21 protein-coding genes, 4 tRNA genes and 1 riboswitch are annotated in these 25,631 nt (G+C 58.9%); of the genes, 6 read left to right on the forward strand and 19 right to left on the reverse strand.

Features of this window, described 5'->3' with window-relative positions; translation table 11 throughout:
- Positions 1–76 precede the first annotated feature (76 nt).
- A complete protein-coding gene (locus IB246_RS11190; protein ID WP_008038447.1) occupies positions 77–769 on the reverse strand; it encodes a sensor histidine kinase in 693 nt (230 codons plus the stop codon).
- Complete coding sequence (locus IB246_RS11195; protein ID WP_008033066.1) at positions 766–2,370, reverse strand: tetratricopeptide repeat-containing response regulator; 1,605 nt, start codon at positions 2,368–2,370, stop codon at positions 766–768. The genes IB246_RS11190 and IB246_RS11195 overlap by 4 nt, the downstream gene beginning before the upstream one ends.
- A gap of 243 nt (positions 2,371–2,613) precedes the next feature.
- On the opposite strand from IB246_RS11195, the gene IB246_RS11200 reads away from it, so the two are divergent.
- Positions 2,614–6,747, forward strand: coding sequence for a CheR family methyltransferase (locus tag IB246_RS11200; protein WP_008038448.1), 4,134 nt, complete (start codon positions 2,614–2,616; stop codon positions 6,745–6,747).
- A gap of 7 nt (positions 6,748–6,754) precedes the next feature.
- Here IB246_RS11200 and IB246_RS11205 read toward each other — a convergent pair whose 3' ends face one another.
- Complete coding sequence (locus IB246_RS11205; RefSeq protein WP_008038449.1) at positions 6,755–7,294, reverse strand: hypothetical protein; 540 nt, start codon at positions 7,292–7,294, stop codon at positions 6,755–6,757.
- A gap of 148 nt (positions 7,295–7,442) precedes the next feature.
- A tRNA-Arg gene (locus IB246_RS11210) sits at positions 7,443–7,519 on the reverse strand.
- Between the two features lie 292 nt (positions 7,520–7,811).
- Here IB246_RS11210 and IB246_RS11215 point away from each other — a divergent pair.
- Together IB246_RS11215 and IB246_RS11220 are read left to right on the forward strand one after the other, a co-directional pair.
- Positions 7,812–8,045, forward strand: coding sequence for a hypothetical protein (locus IB246_RS11215; protein ID WP_008038450.1), 234 nt, complete (start codon positions 7,812–7,814; stop codon positions 8,043–8,045).
- Positions 8,046–8,066: 21 nt separating this feature from the next.
- On the forward strand, positions 8,067–8,246 hold the full coding sequence (locus IB246_RS11220) for a PA3371 family protein (RefSeq protein ID WP_008038451.1): 180 nt from the start codon (positions 8,067–8,069) through the stop codon (positions 8,244–8,246).
- Here IB246_RS11220 and phnN read toward each other — a convergent pair.
- Positions 8,221–8,793 carry a phosphonate metabolism protein/1,5-bisphosphokinase (PRPP-forming) PhnN gene (gene phnN / locus IB246_RS11225; protein WP_008038452.1) on the reverse strand — a complete coding sequence of 191 codons (573 nt, stop codon included), beginning with the start codon at positions 8,791–8,793 and terminating at the stop codon, positions 8,221–8,223. The two genes, IB246_RS11220 and phnN, sit on opposite strands and share 26 nt — an antisense overlap.
- A gap of 388 nt (positions 8,794–9,181) precedes the next feature.
- On the opposite strand from phnN, the gene IB246_RS11230 reads away from it, so the two are divergent.
- Positions 9,182–9,508, forward strand: a complete 327-nt coding sequence (locus tag IB246_RS11230; RefSeq protein WP_003178899.1) for an Arc family DNA-binding protein — start codon at positions 9,182–9,184, stop codon at positions 9,506–9,508.
- Between the two features lie 193 nt (positions 9,509–9,701).
- Here IB246_RS11230 and mgtE read toward each other — a convergent pair whose 3' ends face one another.
- Positions 9,702–11,144, reverse strand: a complete 1,443-nt coding sequence (gene mgtE, locus IB246_RS11235) for a magnesium transporter (RefSeq protein WP_008033095.1) — start codon at positions 11,142–11,144, stop codon at positions 9,702–9,704.
- A 320-nt stretch (positions 11,145–11,464) separates the two neighbouring features.
- Between mgtE and IB246_RS11240 the strand changes: the two genes are divergently transcribed.
- Entirely contained in the window at positions 11,465–11,983 is a 519-nt protein-coding gene (locus IB246_RS11240; RefSeq protein WP_008038454.1) for a hypothetical protein, read from the forward strand.
- 19 nt (positions 11,984–12,002) lie between these two features.
- Here the strand turns inward: IB246_RS11240 and IB246_RS11245 are convergent.
- The 7 genes from IB246_RS11245 to ltaE all read right to left on the reverse strand — a co-directional run bounded on the left by IB246_RS11245 (position 12,003) and on the right by ltaE (position 17,968).
- Positions 12,003–12,079, reverse strand: a tRNA-Arg gene (locus IB246_RS11245).
- Between the two features lie 72 nt (positions 12,080–12,151).
- Positions 12,152–12,228 (reverse strand) — tRNA-Arg (locus tag IB246_RS11250).
- A gap of 108 nt (positions 12,229–12,336) precedes the next feature.
- Positions 12,337–12,427: transfer RNA gene (locus IB246_RS11255), tRNA-Ser, on the reverse strand.
- A gap of 62 nt (positions 12,428–12,489) precedes the next feature.
- On the reverse strand, positions 12,490–12,678 hold the full coding sequence (gene csrA / locus IB246_RS11260) for a carbon storage regulator CsrA (protein WP_002554426.1): 189 nt from the start codon (positions 12,676–12,678) through the stop codon (positions 12,490–12,492).
- Positions 12,679–12,865: 187 nt separating this feature from the next.
- A complete protein-coding gene (locus IB246_RS11265) occupies positions 12,866–14,107 on the reverse strand; it encodes an aspartate kinase (RefSeq protein ID WP_008033100.1) in 1,242 nt (413 codons plus the stop codon).
- Positions 14,108–14,198: 91 nt separating this feature from the next.
- On the reverse strand, positions 14,199–16,817 hold the full coding sequence (alaS, locus tag IB246_RS11270) for an alanine--tRNA ligase (protein WP_008038457.1): 2,619 nt from the start codon (positions 16,815–16,817) through the stop codon (positions 14,199–14,201).
- 146 nt (positions 16,818–16,963) lie between these two features.
- Positions 16,964–17,968: a low-specificity L-threonine aldolase gene (ltaE, locus tag IB246_RS11275; protein WP_008038459.1), complete on the reverse strand. Its 1,005-nt coding sequence runs from the start codon at positions 17,966–17,968 to the stop codon at positions 16,964–16,966.
- A 197-nt stretch (positions 17,969–18,165) separates the two neighbouring features.
- Positions 18,166–18,337: riboswitch (FMN riboswitch) on the forward strand.
- A gap of 102 nt (positions 18,338–18,439) precedes the next feature.
- On the opposite strand from ltaE, the gene IB246_RS11280 reads away from it, so the two are divergent.
- Positions 18,440–18,949 carry a 6,7-dimethyl-8-ribityllumazine synthase gene (locus IB246_RS11280; protein ID WP_008033105.1) on the forward strand — a complete coding sequence of 170 codons (510 nt, stop codon included), beginning with the start codon at positions 18,440–18,442 and terminating at the stop codon, positions 18,947–18,949.
- A gap of 121 nt (positions 18,950–19,070) precedes the next feature.
- On the opposite strand, the gene astE is transcribed toward IB246_RS11280, so the two are convergent.
- From astE to aruF, 6 genes are all read right to left on the reverse strand, one after another.
- A complete protein-coding gene (astE, locus tag IB246_RS11285) occupies positions 19,071–20,081 on the reverse strand; it encodes a succinylglutamate desuccinylase (RefSeq protein WP_008038461.1) in 1,011 nt (336 codons plus the stop codon).
- A gap of 12 nt (positions 20,082–20,093) precedes the next feature.
- Positions 20,094–20,381 carry a hypothetical protein gene (locus IB246_RS11290; protein ID WP_008033108.1) on the reverse strand — a complete coding sequence of 96 codons (288 nt, stop codon included), beginning with the start codon at positions 20,379–20,381 and terminating at the stop codon, positions 20,094–20,096.
- Between the two features lie 20 nt (positions 20,382–20,401).
- Positions 20,402–21,748 carry an N-succinylarginine dihydrolase gene (astB, locus tag IB246_RS11295; protein WP_008033110.1) on the reverse strand — a complete coding sequence of 449 codons (1,347 nt, stop codon included), beginning with the start codon at positions 21,746–21,748 and terminating at the stop codon, positions 20,402–20,404.
- A 162-nt stretch (positions 21,749–21,910) separates the two neighbouring features.
- Complete coding sequence (astD, locus tag IB246_RS11300; RefSeq protein ID WP_177318168.1) at positions 21,911–23,380, reverse strand: succinylglutamate-semialdehyde dehydrogenase; 1,470 nt, start codon at positions 23,378–23,380, stop codon at positions 21,911–21,913.
- A complete protein-coding gene (gene astA / locus IB246_RS11305; protein WP_008033114.1) occupies positions 23,377–24,402 on the reverse strand; it encodes an arginine N-succinyltransferase in 1,026 nt (341 codons plus the stop codon). The genes astD and astA overlap by 4 nt, the downstream gene beginning before the upstream one ends.
- 70 nt (positions 24,403–24,472) lie before the next feature.
- The gene (gene aruF, locus IB246_RS11310; RefSeq protein ID WP_008033116.1) at positions 24,473–25,492 is read right to left on the reverse strand and encodes an arginine/ornithine succinyltransferase subunit alpha; all 1,020 of its coding nucleotides are present in this window, start codon (positions 25,490–25,492) and stop codon (positions 24,473–24,475) included.
- Positions 25,493–25,631: the final 139 nt, after the last annotated feature.

Consider the following 25,631-nt stretch of genomic DNA (forward strand, 5'->3'; position numbering starts at 1 on the left):
TACCAGCCAATACTTGAATTAACTGACACATCGCCTTCGCGGGCAAGCCTCGCTCCTACAGGGGGATGCGGGGTATTCAGGGGAGATAGAGGCTGAACACTCCACCGCCCAACGGGCCGCCGTTGCTGATTTCTGTGCGCCCACCGATGCCGTTGCGCTGATGCAACGCGGCAATCCGTCCGGCGAAATACAGGCCCAGGCCGGTGCTGCCGCTGCTGTGGTTGATGCCCTGCACGTAATCGGCCTGACGCTCGATCATCTCGGCCGGATAACCCTCGCCATCGTCGTTGATGGTCAACACCAATTGCCCGGCCTCGTCGCTCACCGTGATCAACAATGCGTGACGGGCGTAACGGATGGCGTTGTTGATGCTGTTGGCCAGCACCGACGCAATCAGCTCACGGTCGAAAAAACCCAGCGGGCTCAGCGGATCCACTTCATAGGTCGCCATGATGCCGCGACTGGCGAACACGTCCTGATGGCAGGCCAGTTGCGCTTCGATGAAGTCATCCAGTTCGTGGTAAGCCGGCTGCAACGGCATCTGGTTGACCCCGAGCTTGTACAGCCCCAGCAACTGCACCAGCATGCCGTTGAGGTGGGCGAACTCGAACTCGATCACGCCCTGCTCCGGGGTGTGCCGCTCCGGGTCGGGCAAGCGCGCCAGCCATTGGCTGTGTGCCTGCATCAGCATCGCCAGAGAGTTCTTCATGTCGTGCACGGTGGAAGCAATCACCGTGGAGAAATCCAGTGCCGGGTTGTCTTGGTTCATCCGCTGAACGCCTTGATTTTCAGTTTCTGATAACGCGCATATCGCGCATCGGTGTCGGGCATCAGGCCGACCGTTTTCAGGCAGGCGCGACATTCTTCAAGCTCCGCCGATGGCGCGCTGGTGTCGGTGCCATGCAGCAGCGATTGCGCCATGTTCAACGCAATACTGATGTTCTTCGGTTGCAACGCCAGGGCTTTGCGGAACACCGCCCGCGCCTCCACCAGGTTGCCGGTCTTGTACACCCGCACGCCTTGACGGTTGAGTTCCGCCGCATCGTTGCCGGAGTTGAGGATGCTCGGGTCGTCGGTCAGCTTGGCGATACCCTGCATCACCGTCGGATCGTCACCGTAGATTTCTGCGCAGTTTTTCAGCATCGACTTACCGGCGTCAGCCTGCCCAAGCATTTGCAGTTGCTTGGCCACCAGCAGCGCGGCTTCGGCACTCATGAATTGCTCCATGCCATCGAGGCGCAACATCGCTTGCTCGGTGAGCTTTTCCGCGGTTTCGGCGTCGTTGAGCAACAGGCTGGTGGCCTTCATCAGCCGCGCACGAATCTGCAGGCCCGGGTCGGAAGGGTTTTCCTTGGCCACGGCACTCAGCGTGGTGTTGATTTCCAGCCGGGTCCGGGTGTCCAGGCCCTTTTCGCTGCCCTTGCTGATCAACGCATGGGCGAGGCCGAGGTTGCTTTCGGCGTCCTTGAAACGTGACTGGGCACCTTGGCTGACGGCCTGACGGTAAGCTTTGGACGCGGTATCGAAATCTTCGTTGGTCATCGCCAGCTTACCCAGCAGCGCTTGCCGGCGTACGGCCAGCGGCGACAAACGAATCGCCTCCTCCAACACCTGTTGCGCAGCCTTGGTGTCGCCCTCGGCGACCAGCACATCGGCCATGCCGTCATAGAGCGCCGGCATCATCGGAAACACTTTCAACGCTTTTTCGTAGATGCCCTTGGCCTGGCTGACCTGACCCCGCTTGAACAGCAACTGGCCCAGCCCGGCAAACGCCCATGGCAAAGGCCGGTCGGCAATGATGCTGTCGTAGAGTCGCTCCAGCGCTTCGTTCTGGTTCAAGTCGCGCAAGGCATCGGCGCGGTAGCGCAAACACAGCGGCGAGTAGCGGATGTCCTGCTTGCACAAGGCGATGCAGGCATTGAGCACTTCAACCGGTTTACCGCGATCGAGCGCCTGCAGGATCGGCTTGAGCAAGGTCTTGCGCTGCTCCAGACGCTCCAGGCGCTGGGCCAGGCCGGAACGGTTGAAGGGTTTGGTCAGGTAAGCATCGGGCTCGTGCTCCAGGGCGCTGAGCACCATCGCCTGGCTGGTCTCGGCGGTGACCATGACGAACACGGCTTCATGGCTGATCAGCTTCTCGACCATCAGGTCTTCGAGAACCTGCTGACCGTTCTTCTTGCCATCGCCGAGGTGGAAATCCTGGAGGATGAAATCGTAGGACTTCTGCGAACACATGCGCAGCGCCTGCTCGCCGGTGTCGGCGGTGTCCACGTCCTTGACGCCCAGCTCACGCAGCATGGACCTGACGGAACTGCGGAAATCCGAGAAATCATCGACGATCAAAAAACGCTTTTGGTGATACGACAGCATCGAAGATTTCCAGGCAATTTTAAGAAGAAGATCATGACTGTCCGGGTTATCGGCCAGCAGGGCCATTCACTTGAAGAATTGGAATGCATTTGCGCCGCTGGAGTCCAAATTTAAAAGGGCCGCGAATGCGGGCTAAATATTTGAAGGCGTTATTGAAAAACGGGATTATCCTGATTTATTGCAACGCGTCTGCTACCCCTCTTTCAGACCCAGACGCTCCCGTCGTCGGCACAGGCAAAAGTTATGACCACCACTCCCAATCGCTCAGCGAATTCCAATGAGCGAAAGACCCTGATCCCCAGTACCCTGGATTTTCCGGTGGTGGGAATTGGCGCGTCGGCGGGTGGGCTGCAAGCCATCAAGCTGTTCTTCGAAAACATGCCGCAGGACAACGGCATGGCGTTCGTGATCATTCTTCACCTCTCCCCCGATCACCAGAGCATTGCCGACAGGATCGTCCAGGAATCGACCGCGATGCCGGTTCTGCAAGTCACTGAAAGGGTGTCCATCGAGAAAAACCATGTGTACGTCATTTCACCGGCACAACGCCTGTCGATGAACGATGGTTTTCTTGAGGTCAGTACCAGCGATACACGGGAATCCCGGCACGCCTCGATCGATCTGTTCTTCCGCGACCTGGCCGATGTCCATCGGGAACGAGCGTTCTGCCTGGTGTTGTCGGGCACCGGCTCCGACGGTGCCGTCGGTCTTTCGCGCATCAAGGAACAGGGCGGCGTCACGCTGGCGCAGGCACCGGAAGACGCCGAGTTCGACGGCATGCCCCGCGCCGCCATCGATACCCGCATGGTTGACCTGGTTCTGCCGGTCGTTGAAATGCCGCAAAAACTGCTGGAGCTGTGGCGTAACTCTCAGGAAATCAGCTTGCCCATCGCCAACGACCCCGAACCGCAGACCATTGTCGCCATCTCCGAACGCGAAGCGCTGGTCGCGGAGCAAATGCTGCACGACATTCTGATCCAGCTGCGTACCGGCACCGGCCATGATTTCAAACACTACAAACGCGCCACCGTGTTGCGCCGGATCGAACGGCGGATGCAGGTCACGTCTCAACCGGATCTGGCGTCCTATTTCCATTACCTGCAAAACAATCCCGAAGAAACCAAGGCCCTGCTCGGCGACATGCTGATCGGCGTGACCAACTTCTTCCGCGATCGCGAGGCCTTCGAAGCGCTGGAGCGCGATGTCCTGCCGCAACTGGTCAGTGCCGCCGTGTCAGCGCAGCCCGAGAAAGAAGAAATTCGCGTCTGGTCTGCGGGTTGTTCCACCGGCGAAGAAGCCTACAGCCTGGCGATGTTGCTCAGCGATCAGTTGCAACTGGACGCCAGTGCGGCATCGCTGCAACTGTTTGCCACTGACATTGACGAGCGCGCCATCAGCGTCGGCCGGGCCGGGCTGTACCCGCAAGCCATCGTGACCGACGTGCCGCCGACGCGACTGCGACATTACTTCCTCAAGGAAGATGACCATTACCGGATTCGCAAGGAAATCCGCGAAAAAGTCCTGTTCGCCAAACACAGCCTGCTGTCCGATCCGCCGTTCTCGCAGATCGACCTGATCGTGTGCCGTAACCTGCTGATCTATCTCGATCGCGAAGTGCAGCGCGAAATCCTGCAAATGTTCCACTTTGCCCTGCGCCCCGGCGGGTTCCTGTTTCTCGGCTCCTCCGAGAGCGCGGACGCGTGCCACGAACTGTTCGCCCCGGTGGACAAACGCAACCGGATCTTCCGCGCCAAAACCGGTACGGCCAACAGCCGTCGCACGCCGACCATGCCGCGTGGAGGCTACGTGCGGACCAACATTTCCCAGCAGCCGACGCACAGCGGTGTACAGCGCAAAACCTCTTTCGCCGATATCCATCAACGCGCCCTCGAACAGTCGGCGCCACCGAGCGTGATCGTCGACGCCAACGCCGACATTCTGCACATGAGTGAAAGTGCCGGGCGTTTCCTGCGGCACGTCGGTGGTGAGATGTCGCGCAATTTACTGACATTGATCCTTCCAGAGCTGCGCCTGGAACTGCGCACCACGTTGTTCCAGGTTCAGCAGAGCAGCCTGTCGGTCAAATCCCGCGAGGTGTCGATCAAGCGTGATGAGCGGCGTTATCTGATTGATCTGGTCGCTCATCCCTACAAGGATGAAGGCTCGGACAGCGAGTACGTGCTGGTGATTTTCGAGGAGGTCGAAGTCGATCCTTCAGAACTGGCGGCGACCACCGTGCTGCAGAACGAAAACCAGGTGCTGTCCAACCTCGAACGCGAACTGCAACGCACCAAGCTGCATTTGCAGGACACCATCGAACAATCGGAAGTCTCCAGCGAAGAGCTCAAGGCCTCCAACGAAGAAATGCAGGCGATCAACGAAGAACTGCGCTCGGCCACCGAAGAGCTGGAGACCAGTAAAGAAGAGCTGCAATCCATCAACGAAGAGTTGCTGACGGTCAATTTCGAGCTGAAAACCAAGGTCGAAGAAACCGACAAGATCAACGACTACCTGACCAACCTGATCGCCTCCACCGACATCGCCACGGTGTTTGTCGACCGCAGCATGCGCATCAAGTGGTTCACCCCGCGCGCCACCGACATTTTCAGCATGCTGCCGGTGGACACCGGGCGCTCCCTGCTCGACATCACCCACCGCCTGCATTACGACAACCTGGCCGGTGATGCGGCGCTGGTGTTCGAATCGCTGAACATGATCGAGCGCGAAGTCAGCAGCACCGACAATCGCTGGTACATCGCCCGCCTGCTGCCCTACCGCTCCAGCGAAGACCACATCGACGGCACCGTGTTGACCTTCATCGACATCACCAAGCGCCGGGCGGCCGAAGAAGAGCTGCGCCTGGGCGAGGAGCGCATGCGCCTGGTCGCTGAAAGCACCCGCGACTACGCGATCATCACGCTCGATGAACAAGGTGTGATCACCACTTGGAACAAAGGCGCGGAGTTGATCTTCGGATACAGCAAGGCCGAGGCCGAGGGCGCCTACTATGACTTCATCTTCTCTGCGGAGGACCGCGCGGCGGGCGTGCCGGAAAACGAGCTGCTGACGGTGCGCAACCACGGCCGCAGCGACGATGAACGCTGGCATTTGCGCAAGGATGGCAGCCGCTTCTTTTGCAGCGGCGAAGTGACTCTGCTCAGCGGCGATAACCTGCAGGGCTACGTGAAAATTGCCCGTGACCTGACCGGCCATAAACGCCAGCACGAAGAACAGAGCCAGGAACTGGCCGAGACTCGTAACACCAACAACCTCAAGGACGAGTTCTTTGCGGTCATGTCCCACGAGCTCAAGCATCCGCTGAACCTGATCCAGCTCAACGCAGAATTGCTGCGGCGCTTGCCGGTGACCAAGTCGCTGGCACCGGCGGCCAGGGCGGTGAACACCATCTGCGACGCGGTCACCAGCCAGGCGCGGATCATCGACGATCTGCTGGATGTGGCCCGGGTCCGCACCGGCAAGCTCAAGCTGCAAACGGTCGCCGTCGACCTCGCCAGTGTGCTGCGCGATGTCCACACTGTCGTGCTCAATGACCAGCATGACGTCACCGTCGAACTGCTGGTGCCGTCCGATGCATTGATGGTCCAGGCCGACCCGACACGGCTGGAACAAATCATCTGGAACCTGGTGAACAATGCACTGAAATTCACCCCGACCAAGGGGCGTGTGCAATTGATCGCCAGCCAGGCCGGGGACATGGCGCGGCTCGACATCAAGGACAATGGCGTCGGCATTGCCCCGGAAAACCTCGATCACGTGTTCGACCTGTTCGGCCAGGCTGAAAAACAACATGCCACCCATAACCGTGAAGGGCTCGGGATTGGTTTGTCGCTGGTCCGTCAGTTGACCGAGGCGCAACGCGGTGCAGTCGAGGTGAGTTCTGCCGGTGTAGGCACAGGCTGCACGTTCACCGTCTATCTGCCATTGGCCAAAACCGCCGGCGAAGCGCAAGCCGCTGCCCAGACCGAAGAGGCCTGCGGCAGACTGAGCGGACTGACGATTCTGTTGGTGGACGATTCCGCGGACGTGCTGGAAACCCTGAAAATGCTGCTGGAGATGGAAGATGCGCAAGTGATTGCCTTTGACCGCCCGGTGGCGGCGCTGGACGCGGCAAAAAGCACTCGATTCGACCTGATCATTTCCGACCTCGGCATGCCAGTCATGAACGGCCACGAGTTGATGAGCGCACTGCGTGAATTGCCGCTCGCGAAGGATGTACCGGCCATCGCCCTGACCGGCTACGGGGCGCACAGCGACATTCAGAAATCACGACAGTCAGGCTTTGACCAGCATGTTGGCAAACCGGTGTCCTACGATGATCTGATCCTGACCATCGAGACGCTGCGCAACCAGCGCTGAAGCGCGCTCAGTTCAGATAGTCGCGCTGCACGCAGGCGCGCCGATCGATCGCCTGCCTGAGCCGCTCCTTGTGATCGGCCCAGACCATAGGGTCAACCTTGGTGGAGCGCATCAAGACGAGCATGGCCTCCTTGGCGTCCAGGTACTCTGACCAGGCATCGGCAGACCTGAGCTTCAAGCGTTCACGCTCAGTCATCTCCATCCGGCGCAACGCGACGACCGACTCATCGGTAATCACCGGACTCAACGTCAATTGCACCCGGTGCGGCGCGACGAACTCCTGAGTGTCCGCCACAATCTCCCTCGCCCGCTGGGTACCCCACTTCAATGCGGCGCAGTAATGCTCACCCGCCTTGAGGTCATGATGCTCCTCGCAAATCGGCCAGCCATCAGCGCCGTAGACACCTACAAAAATCTGGGTAACCCCTTCAACACTGATCCGCGCATGCACCTCGATTTGCACGCCACTGCCCAGCACTTCTTCGTGGGTGTGCAGAGGCAATCGCGTGTTGGTCCACAACCAGAATTGGGCGCCCCTGCGTCGCATCGATTTCGCTCCCTGTGTGGTCTTTGGAGTAAGGCACAGCAATGCGCGTCTATCAAATGTTGGTCGTCAGGTGATCGCACACGAAAAAGCCCCGCCGGATGCGAGATCCTGGCGGGGCTTTTTTGACAGCCACAGGGCTGGAAATTGATGGTGTCCCAGGGCAGGTTCGAACTGCCAACCTTCCCCTTAGGAGGGGGATGCTCTATCCAATTGAGCTACTGAGACACAAGTCGCACGCGAGAAATGCGATGCGATGGACGGCGTGCATGTTAACGGGCGGGTCTGATTTTGTCATGTCGTCCGTAGGCTTTTTAAGTGTAGGCAGACGCCCCTCTACAGCACGGGATTTGTTAACCGTGCAAATTGCATCACCGCAAAAAGCCATCATTGCAAATTGCAATGAGACCACCTTGCACGATTATCTTAATTCTTTGTTTTTAAAGGATTTAATAGCCGTTAGACTCTTGGCACGTCGGCTGCTTCAGCTGTTCTCAAAGAACAACGGAGGTCAGCCCTCATGAACCGCGCCCTTTTACTCTCGAACGCGATCGCTCTGGCGATTTTTTTGGGTTTTCATTTTGCCCCGCAGAGCGGTGCCGAGCCGGTTGCCCAACGAATGCCTCATTACCTCCAGGTACAGAAGGCACCTCAATTGGCGGTGTTGGGTAATCAGCAGGGTTTTGTCGGTCAAGAAGTGAGTCAGGAAAATGTCCTGCTGCCAGCGCAGTCTTCAGAACGCCTGGTATTTTGAACAACCCATCAGGAGCACAGCATGTCCAAATCAGCCGCAGGATTTTTCGTCCTCGCCCTGCTCAGCGGCATTCTTCATTTATCACTGGTAGAGGACGCAGTCGTCACCCTGCCGTTGATTGCCTGCGGCGTTTTCAGTGCTTTGTTTGTGCTGGCGCTGGTTGCTGGCCGCAAGATCAAGTTTGATCCGGTGTTGCGCTGACTTGTAGCAGCTTCAACAGCTCGGCCACTGTGTCCGAAAGTTCGCCTGAATTGTCGAGTTGGTGGATAAGCGTCTCACCGACTGAGGCGTCCGCCGTGAACAGTTCATTTCTGCGCAATCTCGCCTCAATCTCCGCCAGACTTTCACGCCCCCGCCGCAGCAAGCGCTCTCGCAGCACGTCCTCCTTGACCGTCAACAGAATCGGCACCAGCGCCGGATAACGGCGTAGCGCCTGGGCCAAGTGCCCGCGGGAGCCGTTGATCAGGACATCCCGGCCCTCCTTGAGCCATTGATCGATCACGACGGGAATACCGTAATCCAGGCCATTGGCATGCCAGCACAGCGCGAAGTCGCCCTCTTCTTTGCGGCGCGCGAACTCTTCACGGGAAACACCGATCGCATCCTCACCCAAGGATTCGGCTGAACGCGTAATGACCCGACGCACCACTTCGCAGTTGATTGTCTGCAAAGGCGCACGAGCGGCCTCGATGAGACTGTCCTTGCCGGACCCGGAAGGCCCCATCAGGTAAATCAGTCTGCCATCCATCCTGAATTAGCCCCCCATGTCGTGGTTGCCACTAGTAAATCGGCCAATTGCCACTATTCTGTACGAAGTAAGGAATCGTGATCGAAATCCGCACAGCATGCACCTTCAGGTGTCTCAGGACATCTCTTGTTGTGCAATAGGACGCGGCCAGCGATACGGACATGGGTAGTCTTTTCAAACCAGTCCGCATTTCTGATAATTGGTGCTGGCATAACGCCTTTATCCAGTTCAATATTTGTCACAGAATTGACGCCAATGATCTGGCTTCTTTGAGGCATGATGCGAGCCTCTATCAATTCAGGTTGAACATTTGGCCAGAGTCCTTGTCCTATCAGACATCGCGCGGCCAATCCCGAGAACCGCTCCCCTGAACTAACCGGTTAAATATATGCGCCCATTGAAACAGGCAATTTATTCCAGCCGTACGGCTGACAAGTTCGTCGTACGTCTGCCAGACGGAATGCGTGAACGCATTGCCGAGGTGGCTCGCAATCATCATCGCAGCATGAACTCCGAAATCATTGCGCGCCTTGAGCAGAGTCTCATTCAGGAAGGCGCACTGGGTGAAGAGTTGAGCATGCGACTGGACAGCCCGGAGCTGTCACTGCACGAACGCGAACTGCTGCAGCGCTTCCGCCAACTCTCCCACCGTCAGCAGAACGCACTCGTTTCGCTGATTGCCCACGACGCCGAAATGGCCGCAGACGCCTCCTGATTCATCCGAACGCTCAAGCCAGCTTAATCGCTGGCTTTTTTTTGCCTGAAATTCAGCCACAAAAAAACCCGCCGATTGGCGGGTTAATTGCTCTCGTAGGAGCCTGGCTTGCCGGCGAAGGCGGCCCTGAGATCGCCTTCGCCGGCAAGCCTGGCTCCTACGAGCTGATTCGCGGGTTGCAGGCAGATGGCAATCAAAGCAGGAAGATGGTCGCCAGCCCGAGGAAAATGAAGAAACCACCGCTGTCGGTCATGGCCGTAATCATCACGCTGGCGCCCATCGCCGGATCGCGACCCATCTTCGCCAGGGTCATGGGGATCAACACCCCCATCAACGCCGCGAGCAACAGGTTGAGCGTCATGGCAGCGGTCATCACCACACCAAGGGACCAACTGCCGTAAAGCAGGTAGGCGACCGCACCAATCACCCCACCCCACACCAAACCGTTGATCAAACCGACGGCCAGCTCCTTGCGCATCAGACGCGAAGTATTGCCGGTACTCACCTGGTCCAGCGCCATGGCGCGAACGATCATGGTGATGGTCTGGTTACCCGAGTTGCCACCGATGCCCGCCACGATCGGCATCAATGCCGCGAGCGCCACCAGCTTCTCGATCGAACCTTCGAACAATCCGATCACGCGAGAGGCAATAAAGGCGGTAATCAGGTTGATTGCCAGCCAGGCCCAGCGGTTGCGCAGGGATTTCCAGACTGACGCGAAAATATCTTCCTCTTCACGCAGACCCGCCATGTTGAGAACTTCGTTTTCGCTCTCTTCACGAATCAGGTCGACCATTTCATCGATGGTCAGACGGCCGATCAGCTTGCCGTTCTTGTCGACCACCGGGGCCGAGATCAAGTCGTAACGTTCGAACGCTTGTGCGGCATCGTAGGCGTCTTCGTCCGGGTGAAAACTCACCGGGTCGCTGGCCATGACTTCCGATACTTGTTTTTCCGGGTCGTTGACCAGCAAACGCTTGATCGGCAGCACGCCCTTGAGCACGCCGTCGTAATCGACCACAAACAGTTTGTCGGTATGGCCCGGTAGCTCCTTGAGCCGACGCAGGTAACGCAACACCACTTCAAGACTGACATCCTCACGGATCGTCACCATCTCGAAGTCCATCAGCGCACCGACCTGCTCCTCGTCATAGGACAACGCGGAGCGAACGCGCTCACGCTGTTGACCGTCGAGGGTTTCCATCAGCTCGTGGACGACGTCTCGCGGCAGCTCGGAGGCCAGGTCAGCCAGTTCGTCGGCATCCATGTCCTTGGCCGCTGCCAGGAGCTCGTGATCGTCCATGTCGGCGATCAGGGTTTCACGTACCGAGTCGGACACTTCGAGCAGGATGTCGCCGTCGCGGTCAGCCTTGACCAATTGCCAGAGCGTCAGACGGTCGTCCAGCGGCAAGGCTTCAAGGATGTAGGCAACGTCGGCGGAGTGCAGGTCGTCGAGCTTGCGCTGCAGCTCGACGAGGTTTTGCCGGTGAACCAGGTTTTCGACCCGGTCGTGATGCGGACCTTCCTGGCGATGAGTCAGGTCTTCGACCACCCGCTGACGCTGCAACAGCTCAATCACTTGAGCGAGGCGGTCCTGCAGGCTTTCTTGCGTTTTCTTTACTTCAACTTCGGACATAGGCGAACTCCACTCCCAGCAGCGGGGCACGCCGGAAGGATCAATCAGTCAATTCATGATTGGAAAAGCGGTTTACTGAATTACTACTGGGTAAGTCCATGGAGGTATTCCACAAGCCCCGGCGGGGCTGACGGGCGCAATGATACACCGCCCAACGGTTTTAAATGTTAAAAAATCGCGGCTGAAACAAGCGCTTGCGAGACAAACCTGAGCGCCGTCCTGATCCGTGAAAATGCGACGACTCATTCTGAAAAGAAAACACACCAGCGCTGAAAAATGTAGCGGCTACCCTTGAGTCAGACCGTCATGGAGGACGTTTGATGCCATTGAATGCCTGTTATTTTCTGCTGATCGCCCTGCTCTGCCTGCCGCCCGTGGCACTTGCCTCAACCGTTCACCGCTGCGAGGCAGCAAACGGCCGCATCACCTTCACCACGCTGAGTTGTACGGCCGGAGAAAGCCTTTCGCTCCAGGAAGTGCGCACGTTTACCCCCGGCAGCACGGTGTCACTGATGCCGGAAGCGGACTTTCGTGAAACATCACGTATGAATATCAAAAGGAGGGAGCCAACGGTCGTCGGCCAGACAGAAGACAACTGTGGAAACCAGATCGATGCCCGGGAACGCAGGGAAGCAATCATCAATCAACGGATTGTCGCCGGCATGACCCGGCAAGACGTCGAAAGCGCCCTCGGCAAGCCAGACAAGATCAGTATTCGGAATTCGGCCACGAGTTACCGATACGACACCAAGCGAGGTCGTAGCGCACACGTCGAATTCGATGAGAGAGGATGTACCAGAGGAAAAGCCAAATCCCAGACGGCAAAAAGCCCGCGTTAAACGCGGGCTTTTTGTTGTTTGGTGCACTCGACAGGATTCGAACCTGTGACCGCTCGGTTCGTAGCCGAGTACTCTATCCAGCTGAGCTACGAGTGCAATTTGTGTTTTTAGACCAGATCACAACTGGTTGAAACAGAGTAGCTCACATCACTGCAAACAACTCTTAAATGGTGCACTCGACAGGATTCGAACCTGTGACCGCTCGGTTCGTAGCCGAGTACTCTATCCAGCTGAGCTACGAGTGCATTTGTTGCCGCGCATTATAGGCCGTCGAATCTTTTTGTAAAGCGCTTTTTTCTAGTAATTTCAACAACTTACCGAAGAAGCCAGATTACAACGTACTACGCAAATAATGGCGGAGAACGGGGGATTCGAACCCCCGACACCCTTTTGAGGTGTACTCCCTTAGCAGGGGAGCGCCTTCGGCCACTCGGCCAGCTCTCCGCAACACGGGGCGTATATTAACCAGCTTCTTCCCCGTTTGCAAACATAAAAAACGATAAAAATTAATGGCTTGGTTCTTCGTCCTTCTCTTTCTTTATACGCAGGTAAATTTCCTCACGGTGGACCGCAACCTCTTTCGGGGCGTTGACACCGATACGCACTTGATTTCCTTTAACGCCGAGCACGGTCACGGTGATTTCTCCATCACCAATAATCAGGCTTTCTGCGCACCGACGAGTCAGAATCAGCATACCTTTCTCCTCACGCATTTCATTTCAGGGACAACAGTCTGCAAAAAAAAGGCACTCGACCTACAACCTGAAAGATCGCAGCCCTACATGCCTGAGTATTGACCAGCGCGGGCAAAAGAACAGCTTCGGGCCGCACCATTCAAAAAAACAAAAGGGCGCGGTCAGACCGCGCCCTTCGGCAAACGCATCACTCGCCCGTTCGGGCCGGCGCGTCCAGTTCGAAAGCCGTGTGCAGGGCGCGCACAGCCAGTTCCAGGTACTTCTCTTCGATCACCACGGAAACCTTGATTTCCGAAGTCGAGATCATCTGGATGTTGATGCTTTCTTTCGCCAGGGATTCGAACATGCGGCTGGCCACACCTGCGTGGGAGCGCATGCCGACACCAACGATCGAGACCTTGGCGATCTTGATGTCGCCAACGACTTCACGGGCACCGATCTCGCGAGCGGTGTTTTCCAGCACGGTTTGCGCGGCCTGGAAGTCGTTGCGGTGTACGGTGAAGGTGAAGTCGGTGGTGTTATCGTGCGCAACGTTCTGCACGATCATGTCGACTTCGATGTTCGCGGCGCTGATCGGGCCGAGAATCTTGAATGCAACGCCCGGGGTGTCTGGCACGCCACGGATGGTCAGCTTGGCTTCATCGCGGTTGAAAGCGATGCCGGAAATGATCGGCTGTTCCATGGTTTCCTCTTCATCAATAGTAATGAGGGTGCCCGGACCCTCCTTGAAGCTGTGCAGTACGCGCAGCGGAACGTTGTACTTGCCGGCGAATTCCACCGCACGGATCTGCAACACCTTGGAACCGAGGCTGGCCATTTCCAGCATCTCTTCGAAGGTAATCTTGTCCAGGCGCTGGGCCACGGACACCACACGCGGGTCGGTGGTGTAGACGCCGTCGACATCGGTGTAGATCTGGCATTCGTCAGCCTTCAAGGCTGCCGCCAGCGCCACGCCGGTGGTGTCGGAACCACCACGACCGAGGGTGGTGATGTTGCCGTGCTCGTCGACGCCCTGGAAACCGGCGACAACCACCACACGACCTGCTTTCAGATCACCGCGAATCTTCTGGTCATCAATCTGCAAGATACGCGCTTTATTGTGCGCGCTATCCGTCAGAATCCGTACCTGGTTGCCGGTGTAGGACACCGCTGGCACGCCGCGCTTGATCAGCGCCATGGCCAACAGGGCAATCGTCACCTGCTCACCGGTGGAGACGATCACATCCAGCTCACGCGGAACCGGCTGGCCGTCGCCACTGATTTGCTTGGCCAGATCGATCAGACGGTTGGTTTCGCCGCTCATTGCAGACAGCACAACCACCAGGTCATCGCCGGCATCGCGGAATTTCTTAACCTTGTCGGCGACCTGCTCGATTCTCTCGACAGTGCCGACCGAGGTGCCTCCAAATTTCTGTACGATCAAAGCCATTTCAAAGCCGCCTCTGCCCATGAAGGGCGCCCAAATAATCACTCAAACAGCGTTCCGGCCCACCACTAGACTGTGGGCCGGACACACTGCCTTATAAACCCTGCTCTACAAATGGAACAGTCAGGGCCAATGCCGCATCCAGTGCGCCAGCGTCAGTACCACCGCCCTGCGCCATGTCTGGACGACCACCGCCCTTCCCGCCCACTGCCGCAGCGGCTTGCTTCATCAAATCACCGGCTTTGAGTTGGCCAGTCAGGTCTTTGGTTACGCCTGCAACCAGAACGACCTTTTCCTCATGGACACTGCCGAGCAGGATCACTGCGCGGCCGAGTTTGTTTTTCAGTTGATCGACCAGCGCCAGCAGCGCCTTGCCATCCTGACCGTCCAGACGCACGGCCAGTACTTTCACGCCTTTGACGTCCAGGGCGGAAGCCGACAGATCGTCGCCCGCCGCGCTGGCAGCCTTGGCCTGCAACTGCTCGAGTTGCTTCTCCAGCAGACGGTTGCGCTCCAGCACAGCCGACAGCTTGTCGATCAGGTTGTCGCGGCTGCCCTTGACCAGGTTGGCCGCTTCCTTGAGTTGTTCTTCGGCAGCGTTCAAGTATGCCAGTGCCGCAGCGCCGGTGACCGCTTCGATACGACGCACACCGGAAGCCACACCGCCTTCGCTGATGATTTTCAGCAGGCCGATGTCGCCGGTACGGTTGGCGTGGATCCCGCCGCACAGCTCGACGGAGAAATCGCCGCCCATGCTCAGTACGCGCACGTTGTCGCCGTACTTCTCGCCAAACAGCGCCATGGCGCCTTTTTGCTTGGCGGTTTCGATATCGGTTTCTTCGGTTTCAACAGCCGTGTTCTTGCGAATCTCGGCGTTGACGATGTCTTCCAGCGCCTTCAGTTGCTCAGGCTTGATGGCTTCGAAGTGGCTGAAGTCAAAGCGCAGGCGCTGACTGTCGACCAACGAACCTTTCTGCTGAACGTGATCGCCCAGCACCTGACGCAATGCCGCGTGCAGCAAGTGAGTGGCCGAGTGGTTCAGCGAAGTCGCGTGGCGCACGTCGGCTTCGACGTGGGTCTCGACCGGCGAACCGATAGTCAGGCTGCCCAATGCCTGCACACCGTGGTGCAGGAACGCGCCACCGGTCTTGGTGGTGTCGCGCACGTCGAAACGGCCGATGTTCGATTGCAGGTAACCGCAGTCGCCAACCTGACCGCCGGATTCAGCGTAGAACGGGGTCTGATCGAGAACGATCACGCCCTCTTCGCCTTCACTCAAGACGTCGACGGACTTGCCTTCTTTATAGATGGCGACAATTTTCGCCGAACCACTGGTGGCCTTGTAGCCGGTGAATTCGGTGGCCACGTCAACCTTGACCAGCGTGTTGTAGTCCAGACCGAACGAACTGGCGGAACGGGCACGGACGCGCTGGGCTTCCATTTCGCGTTCGAAGCCGGCTTCGTCGACGGTCAGGTTGCGCTCGCGGGCGATGTCCGCGGTCAGGTCCATCGGGAAACCGTAGGTGTCGTAGAGTTTGAACACTACGTCGCCCGGCACCACGGTGCCTTTGAGTTCCAGCAGATCCTGCTCGAGAATCTTCAGGCCGTGCTCCAGGGTCTTGGAGAACTGCTCTTCTTCAGCCTTGAGCACGCGCTCGATGTTGGCTTGTTGCTTCTGCAGTTCCGGGAACGCTTCGCCCATCTCGGCAACCAGCGCCGCGACGATCTTGTAGAAGAAGCTGCCGGTCGCGCCCAGCTTGTTACCGTGACGGCACGCACGACGAATGATCCGGCGCAGCACGTAACCACGACCTTCGTTGGACGGCAGCACGCCGTCGGCAATCAGGAAACCGCACGAACGGATGTGATCGGACACAACCTTCAGCGAAGACTGATCGTCATTGGTGCAGCCAATGGCCTTGGCCGATGCGCTCAGCAGGTTCTTGAACAGGTCGATTTCATAGTTGGAATGAACGTGCTGCATCACCGCACTGATCCGCTCCAGGCCCATGCCGGTGTCGACCGACGGTGCTGGCAGCGGATGCAACACGCCATCGGCGGTGCGGTTGAACTGCATGAACACGTTGTTCCAGATCTCGATGTAACGGTCGCCGTCTTCTTCCGGCGAGCCCGGTGGGCCGCCCCAGATGTCGGCGCCGTGATCGTAGAAAATCTCGGTGCAAGGACCGCACGGGCCGGTATCGCCCATGGTCCAGAAGTTGTCGGAGGCGTACGGCGCGCCTTTGTTGTCGCCGATGCGGATCATGCGCTCGACCGGCACACCGATCTGCTGGGTCCAGATGTCATAGGCTTCGTCATCCGAGGCGTAGACCGTTACCCAGAGTTTTTCCTTGGGCAGCTTCAGGACGCCGGTCAGGAAGGTCCAGGCGTAGGTGATTGCGTCGTGCTTGAAATAGTCACCGAAGCTGAAGTTACCCAGCATTTCAAAGAAGGTGTGGTGACGAGCGGTATAACCGACGTTTTCCAGGTCACTGTTCTTGCCACCGGCACGCACGCATTTCTGGCTGCTGGTCGCACGGGTGTACGCACGTTTTTCCTGGCCCAGGAAACAGTCCTTGAACTGGTTCATCCCCGCGTTAGTGAACAGCAGGGTTGGGTCGTTGCCCGGAATCAAAGAGCTGGAGGCTACACGAGTGTGGCCTTGCTCTTCGAAGAAGCGAAGGAAGGCTTCACGGATTTCTGCGCTTTTCATTAGGTTCTTCCACGGAGGCTGCGGCCAAAGGCCTGTGCGAAACGTCAACAGACGAAGCGACGGCAAAGGGCCGCATTATATCGGCCCAGCGCGCGGGGTACAGCGTGTTTATACGATAGAAACGGTCAATTGGACGGCTAACGCTGTCAGTTGCGCGAAAACTCGACGAATGTCGCGATGACTTGCTCGATTTGCGCGCGGCTCACGTCCATGTGCGTGACCATTCTAAGACGACCGGCGGCACTGAGTTTGATCCCGCGCTCGGCGGCAAACGCCTTGATCGCCTCGGCCTTGTCGCCCATCTGCACATAAACCATGTTGGTCTGCACCGGTTCGACTTCGTAACCGGCTTTTCGCAGTCCGTCCGCGAGGAATTGCGCGTTGGCATGATCGTCCGCCAGACGCTGGACGTTGTTATCCAGTGCGTACAACCCCGCCGCCGCCAGAATCCCGGCCTGACGCATGCCGCCGCCGACCATCTTGCGCAGACGGCGCGCCTTGCCGATCAACTCGACCGAGCCGCACAACACCGAACCGATCGGCGCGCCCAGCCCCTTGGACAGGCAGACTGACACCGAATCGAAATGCTGGGTGATTTCCCGGGCATCAACACCCAATTTGACCGCCGCGTTGTACAGGCGAGCGCCGTCGAGGTGCAGTTGCAACCCGTGTTCGCGAGTGAAACTGCGCGCCCGGGCCAGATACTCCAGCGGCAGCACCTTGCCCTGCATGGTGTTTTCCAGCGCCAGCAAGCGGGTGCGGGCGAAATGGAAGTCGTCCGGTTTGATCGCGGCGGCCACCTGAGCCAGGTCCAGCGAGCCGTCGGCCTGCACTTCCAGCGGTTGCGGCTGGATCGAACCGAGCACCGCCGCGCCGCCACCTTCGTACTTATACGTGTGCGCCTGTTGGCCAACGATGTATTCGTCACCGCGCTCGCAGTGCGCCATCAGGCCCAGCAGGTTGCTCATGGTGCCGGTCGGCACGAACAGCGCCGCGGCAAAGCCCAAGCGTTTCGCCAACTCGGCTTCCAGACGATTGACCGTCGGATCTTCACCGTAGACGTCGTCACCGGTGGCCGCGTTGGCCATCGCGTCGAGCATCCCCGGAGTCGGCTGAGTGACGGTGTCGCTGCGAAGATCGATAACGCTCATGAATCTGGCCTCGGTAAGCAGGGGAAAATCCCTTTCGGAATGGAATTACTGCGGTCATGTCGACGAATAATCAACCCTTGGGCGAGGAAAAGACGCAGCAAGTGAGCGAAAAAGTCGATAGCAATCATCAGATAGCAGCAATGCACGGCTGAGAAATATGTGTTAAAAACGCTGCGCCGCCAGACAATCTGTCGGCAAAACGTTCTCAGGGCGGGGTGCAACTCCCCACCGGCGGTAATTGCGCGCAATGCGCATAGCCCGCGAGCGCTTGGCGACAGGCACGGCTTCGGCGGTGTTTGACGGCAAGGTCAGCAGACCCGGTGTGATCCCGGGGCCGACGGTCATAGTCCGGATGAAGAGAGAACGGGATTGGCGCCAAAGGGTCGTCCGCAGGCATTCTTGCGAGCGTGCGTACCCTTAAATCCCATTCGATTCATATGCCCTGTTTTATACATAAACAGGAGTCAGAACATGCAACCCACCGCAATCGACAGCAAAAGCAAACACCATCAGGGCGAGCGCGTTGCGTTCATCCAGGCCTGCTGGCACAAGGAAATCGTCGATCAGAGCCGTAAGGGCTTCGTCGCAGAAATGATTGCTCAGGGTTATCAGGAATCCGACATCGACTTCTTCGAAGTCGGCGGCGCCTTTGAAATGCCCCTGCACGCCAAGTTGCTGGCCAAGACCGGCCGTTATGCCGGCATTGTCGCGGCTGCCCTGGTGGTGGACGGCGGGATCTACCGTCACGAATTCGTCGCCCAGTCTGTGGTCAGCGGCTTGATGCAGGTTCAATTGGAAACCGAAGTGCCGGTGTTCTCGGTGTCCCTGACCCCGCACCACTTCCATGCCGGCGAAGAGCATCAGAAGTTCTTCTTCGAGCATTTCGTACACAAAGGCCAGGAAGCGGCGAAGACGTGTGCGGATACGCTGAGCAAGATTCGGGCGTTGCGTCGTACTGAGCCACGCGCAGTAGCCGTCTAAACACCGCTCCCCCTGTAGGAGCGAGGCTTGCCCGCGAAAGCGATTTAACATTCAACATCATCGCTGAATCTGGAATCGCTTTCGCGGGCAAGCCTCGCTCCTACAGAGTCAGCGTCGTCAGTTAGGCCAGGTTTTCGTCGGTGGTCGGCACGATCAGGATGCCGGCGCGCAGGCCGTTCTTGACCTTGGGGTTCGGGAAGATAATCCGCGCGCCCTCTTCTTCGATGATCCAGCGCGTCTGGGCGATGTCTTCGGCCAGCAGATAACCCACTTCCAGTTCCGAAAAATTCTCGATGTCCGCCGGCAGGTTCAAGCGGAAGCTATCGCTGTGCTTGATGATTTCCCGTGCCACGCTGAACAACTGCAACCCATTCAGCGCCTCTTCGGTCAGTTCCGGCTCGGTGCCTGCGATGATCTGTTTAAGGCGGGTTTCCAGCAGGGAGACGTTGACCCCGTCGTTCTGCCCGAACGGCCGCGCCTTGCCCAACTCCAGGGTGAAAGACTCGGCACCCAGCTTGTCGTAGGTGTAGGAACTGAAAACGATGGACGGCTTGTTTTGCAGCAACACCGCTTCCATACCGGCAGCGCGCAGGCGAGCCAGTTCCTGACGGGAATGCTGGCGATCCTCTTTCCACGGATACAACGCAAACTGCTCGATCTTCGAGCCACGAATCGCCGTGTGCAGGTCGTAATGCAGACGATCGCGATCCGGCAGGCTGAAGAAACTGGCCGCCAGACGCTCCAGTTCACACGCGCGCAGGGCTTCAGAGCCGCTGGTTTGTTCGTGACGGCCGTTGAACAGCCGATTGACGTCCTGCTCGATAAAGCGCTCGCCCTTGCGAATCGCTTCCGGGTTGCCGAACAGGAACAGAATACGTGCGCGCGGCTTCAAGTCGCCGCGAGCGATGTCATGCAACAGGCGATCAAGCAACTCGATCGGCGCTGTTTCGTTGCCATGGATCCCGGCTGACAGCAGCAGGTCCAGGCCATTGTCACGAGCTTCAGGTGGCCGGACTTCCAGCGCACCTTCGCTCAACCAGCGCATGCGTACGCCTTCGACAGTCAGTTGAGTCTTCTCCGCCGGTTCGCGGCCGGCGAGGGTCAGTTCAAGCAGTTTGCCGAGGGCGAGCATAGAGCGGTTTCCTTAGTGGTCGTGGGCGCAATCCGGGCCGTGCACGTGGTCTTCGTCGCCGACTTCAGCCGGTTCCATTTCCAGTTGCAGACTTACCAGATTAGTCGCCAATGGGCGCAGCAGCAGGTTGGCGTATTCAGCGTCACCTTCTTCGACGTCCACGCCGATCAGCAATTGGCCACGGCCATCGTGCTGAATCCACAGCTCTTTGCCTTGCCAAATGACAGCGACGCGGGTGCAGGAAGTTTCCAGTTGCGTGCCGTCGGTGTCTTCAAGGATCAGCTGCAGGGTATCGCTCATGTGTTTTACGCTCTCGACGTTCAATTGATCTGGAATGGATAAACCGCGCCCAGTTTAAGGATTTGCGTCAGTTCATCCAGTGCCGTCCGGCACTCAAGCAACAATTGCGGGTCCGCAAGGTCGGTTTCGGCCATGCGGTCGCGGTAGTGCTTTTCGACCCATTCGGTCAGCGTGCCGTACAACGGTGCCGTCATGATAACCCCTGGGTTGACGGCCGCCAGTTCGGTTTCATTCAGTGCCACGCGCAAACGCAGGCACGCCGGGCCACCGCCGTTCTGCATGCTTTGCTTCAGATCGAAGACTTTGACTTCGCGGATCAGGCCGCCAGAACTGGTCAGGCTTTGCAGGTACTGCCAGACGCGTTCGTTGCCACGGCACTCTTCCGGCACGATCAACAGCATCGAGCCGTCAGGACGCGACAGCAACTGGCTGTTGAACAGGTAGGAACGCACCGCGTCTTCCACGGTAACCGCCGAACGGGGTACGCACACCGACTGGAATTTGCCGCCGACCTTGGCGAGTTTGCTTTGCAGCTCGGCCAGCATCTGCTCGGTGTCGAGGAACGCGTCCTCGTGATAGAACAGCACCTCGCCGTTACCCACCGCGATCACGTCGTTGTGGAACACGCCCTGATCGATCACCGCAGGATTCTGCTGGGCGTAGACCACGCCGTCATCGCTCAAACCGTGCAGACGAGCGACAGCTTGCGAGGCTTCGAGGGTCTGGCGCGCCGGGTACTTCTGCGGTGCCGGGTAGCGGTTATCGAACGCGCTGCGACCGAACACAAAGAACTCGACGCCGGCTTCACCGTATTCGCGGCAGAAACGCGTGTGGTTGGCGGCGCCTTCGTCACCGAATTGCGCCACGGCCGGCAACGCCGCGTGGTGAGCGAAGTGCTTCTGATCAGCGAACATTGCACCCAGTACACGACTGGTGGTCGGGTGCTCGATGCTGCGGTGGTATTTGCAGTTGAGGTTGGCGGCGGTGAAATGCACGCGACCGTCGGCAGTGTCGGCGCTCGGGCTGACCGTGGCGGCGTTGGCCACCCACATGCTCGACGCCGAGCAACTGGCGACCAGCAACGGCATCGCGTCTTTCGCCGCTTGCTCGATCACTTGCGCGTCGGTGCCGCTGAAGCCCAGGCGACGCAGGGCGGCGACATCAGGACGCTCTTGCGGGGCCAGAACGCCTTGTTGAAAGCCCATTTCCATCAGCGCTTTCATTTTCGCCAGGCCTTGCAGCGCGGCTTCCTTCGGGTTCGAAGACTGCTGGCTGTTGCTCTGGGACGCGACGTTGCCGTAGGACAGGCCGCCGTAGTTATGGGTCGGCCCCACTAGACCGTCAAAATTGACTTCATAGGATTTCATCAGCGAGGCTCCACGAGAATCTGTTTTTATAGGCTTCAGTTACTGTTCAGTACGACCGCGTTGCGGTCATCGCCAGCAGGCTGGCTCCCACAGTGATTGGGTGGTACACAAAATGTGTGAACACCACTGAACCTGTGGGAGCCAGCTTGCTGGCGATGGGCATCACGCCATCTTCACGCCAGGCGTGAGGGCCGCTGGCAACGTCAGGCTCGGTGTTTCCAGCGAGGCCACCGGGTACGCGCAGTAATCTGCCGCGTAATAGGCGCTGGCGCGGTGGTTGCCCGAGGCGCCGACACCGCCGAACGGTGCGCTGCTCGCAGCACCGGTCAGCTGTTTGTTCCAGTTGACGATACCGGCACGGCTTTCCAGCCAGAACTGCTGATAACGCGCTTCGGAATCCGACAGCAAACCGGCCGCCAGGCCATAGTCGGTGTCGTTGGCTTCTGCGATCGCCGCTTCAAAATCAGCGTAGCGGATCACTTGCAGCAACGGGCCGAACAGCTCTTCGTCAGGACGATCGGCAACGGCGGTCACGTCCAGAATACCTGGGGTCAGCAACGCGGCTTGTGCCTGAGGCTGAGTCATTTCCAGCAACGCCACGGCGCCATTGGCCAGCAGATGTTCCTGCGCATCCATCAGCGCTTTCGCAGCGCCAAGGGAAATCACCGAGCCCATGAACGGCGCTGGCTGCTGATCAAACGCACCGACTTCAATCGTCGAGCTGACCGCCACCAGACGCGCCAGGAGCGTGTCGCCCCAGGCGCCCTGCGGCACCAGCAAGCGGCGGGCACAGGTGCAACGTTGACCGGCAGAAATGAAAGCGGACTGAATGATGGTGTACACCGCTGCATCCAGATCAGCGACCTCATCGACCACCAGCGGGTTATTACCCCCCATCTCCAGCGCGAGGATCTTGTCCGGACGACCGGCAAACTGCTGGTGCAGATGATTGCCGGTACGGCTCGAACCGGTGAAGAACAGACCGTCGATACCCGGGTTCGCCGCCAGGGCGATACCGGTTTCGCGAGCGCCTTGCAGCAGGTTCAACACACCGGCTGGCAGGCCGGCTTCGATCCAGCATTTGACCGTCAGTTCGGCGACTTTCGGGGTCAGCTCGCTCGGCTTGAACAGCACGCTGTTACCGGCCAGCAGCGCCGGCACGATATGACCGTTGGGCAAGTGCCCCGGGAAATTGTAAGGACCGAACACCGCGACCACGCCGTGTGGCTTGTGGCGCAATACGGCGGTGGCGTCGCCCAGCGGGCCGCTCTTCTCGCCGGTGCGTTCGCGGTAGCTCTGCACCGAAATCGCAATCTTGTTGACCATGCTGGTCACTTCAGTCGCCGCTTCCCACAGCGGTTTACCGGTTTCTTCACCGATGCAACGCGCCAGCTCGTCAGCGTTGTTTTTCAGCGCGCCAGCAAAGGCTTCAAGCACCGAAATACGTTCTTCCAAAGTACGACGGGCCCAACCCGGAAACGCCTGACGCGCGGCTTGCACGGCGGACTCAACCTGAGCGGCGGTAGCGCCCTCGCCGGCCCACAGCACTTGCTGGGTCACCGGGTTCAGCGATTGGAAGGCTTCACCCTGACCAGCCAGCCATTCACCTGCGATGTATAGCGAATTCATTATTTCGACTCCCGAGCAGCAGACAACGGAACGGCGCGCACTTGATCGCCGGCGTTGAGTTGAAGACGTTTGGCGGTCAGCGGATCGACTACCAGCGTACCGGCGGCAAGACGTGCGGGAGCGGCAGTGATCCGGCAGTCTTCGCGCTTGCGGTTGTGAATGATGAATGGCGTGGCGTCGTCACCCGGCGTGCCAACGGCCAACACCAGCGCCTGACTGTCTCGCACGGCGCGGATCTTGCCGGTTTCGCATTCGATGGCCGGGCCGGCGTCGAAAATGTCGACGTAGCCCTGATAGCTGAAACCTTCGCTCTTGAGCATGGCCAGCGCCGGCTCGGTGTCCGGGTGAACCTGACCGATCACGTTACGCGCATCCGGCGACAGGAAGCAGGTGTACAGCGGGAATTTCGGCATCAGTTCGGCGATGAACGCCTTGTTGCCCACGCCCGTCAGGTAATCGGCCTGGCTGAATTCCATTTTGAAGAAGTGTCGACCCAGGCTTTCCCAGAACGGCGAACGCCCTGCTTCGTCGGAGACGCCGCGCATTTCGGCAATGATCTTGTTGCCGAACAGTTGCGGGAACTCGGCGATGAACAGCATTCGCGCCTTGGACAGCATGCGGCCGTTGAGGCCGGTGCGGAAATCGGCGTGCAGGAACAACGAGCACAACTCCGAGTTGCCGGTCAGGTCGTTGGCCAGAAACAGCGTCGGGATTTCACGGTAGATGTTCAGCTCTTGCGAAGCGCTGACCGTCAGGCCGACCCGGAAGTTGTACCAGGGCTCACGCAGGCCGACGGCGCCGGCAATGGCGGAAATGCCCACCACACGAGCGTTGTCGTCTTCGAGGACGAACAGATAGTCCGCATCGCCGCGCCCGGCCTCGCCGCGAAAGGTCTTCTCGGCCCAGCCGACCCGATGGGCCAGACGCTCTTCGTTGGCCGGCAAGGTGGTCAGGCCGGTGCCGGTGCTACGGGCCAGGTCGATCAGAGCGGGTAAATCGCTGCTGCGTACGGGACGAACGATCATGCTATCTCCTCAAACGGGCCGCTTGCGCCACCCGCGAAACACTTGCTGCTTTCCAGGTTGAAAGCAGGCGTTAAACCGCCACCAGGCGCACGCTTGCACCTTCACCGACGCCCAGGGCTTCGGCCGCTTCCAGATCCAGGGTCACGGGTTTGCCCGGCGCGTAATCGAGCTCGAGCAACACGGCGCGGTAATCCTGCAACTGCGCATTGGCCACCAGGTACTGACGCCCTGCGCCTTTGACCGGCTCGCCGATTTTCACCGGCACTACACGGCTCTGGGCGATCGAGCGGATCCCCGAAACACGCGCATGCAACGTCGGGCCGCCGTCGAAAATGTCGATGTAGTGATCGGTCTCGAAGCCTTCGCGCATCAGGATGTCGAAAGTGATCTGCGCCCGTGGGTGCACCTGGCCCATCGCTTCTTGCGCGGAGTCCGGCAGCAACGGCACATAAATCGGGTAATGCGGCATCAGCTCGGCGAGGAACGTCCGGCTCTTCAGACCGCACAGACGCTCGGCTTCGGCGTAGTTGAGGTCGAAGAAGTTGCGACCGATGGCGTCCCAGAACGGCGAGTCGCCATTTTCATCGCTGTAACCGACGATCTCGGTCACCACAGAATCGGCAAAGCGCTCCGGATGGCTGGCCACGAACAGCAAACGGCCACGGGAGTTGAGCTCGGCCCACGGCGAACCCACCAACTCGCGCTGCACGTAGAAGCTGGTCAGCAAGCTGTTGCCGGTCAGGTCGTGGCACTGGGAGAGCACGTGAATCTTGTTATGAATCTTCAGCTCGCGGGAGGCGTGCACGAAGGTTTCATTGCGGAAGCTGTAGAACGGCTCGGAATAACCGGCCGAGGCGACGATGGCCGAGCAACCGGCCAGTTTGCCGGTGGCAGTGTCTTCGAGGACGAAGAAATAGCTCTCTTCACCGTTGAAGCTGACTTCGGCAGCAAACGAGGCTTCGCTCGCGGCGATCTTGTCGCTCAGGCGTTCAACGTCATCCGGCAAGGAAGTGACACCAATCGGGCTGTCCGCAGCCAGACGCTGTACCTCGCCCAGATCAGCCATTTGCGCGGGGCGCATCACCAGCATGGTGTCACTCCTTTCTCTAAACTCTTTGAGGAAAATAAACCGGCCCTTGTAGGAGCGAAGCTTGCTCGCGAAGGTGTGTCAGTCACAGTGATGTCGACTGACACACCTTCGCGAGCAAGCTTCGCTCCTACAGAAAAGC

The organism is Pseudomonas sp. PDM01, assembly GCF_014852325.1.
GTDB classification, from domain to species: domain Bacteria; phylum Pseudomonadota; class Gammaproteobacteria; order Pseudomonadales; family Pseudomonadaceae; genus Aquipseudomonas; species Aquipseudomonas migulae.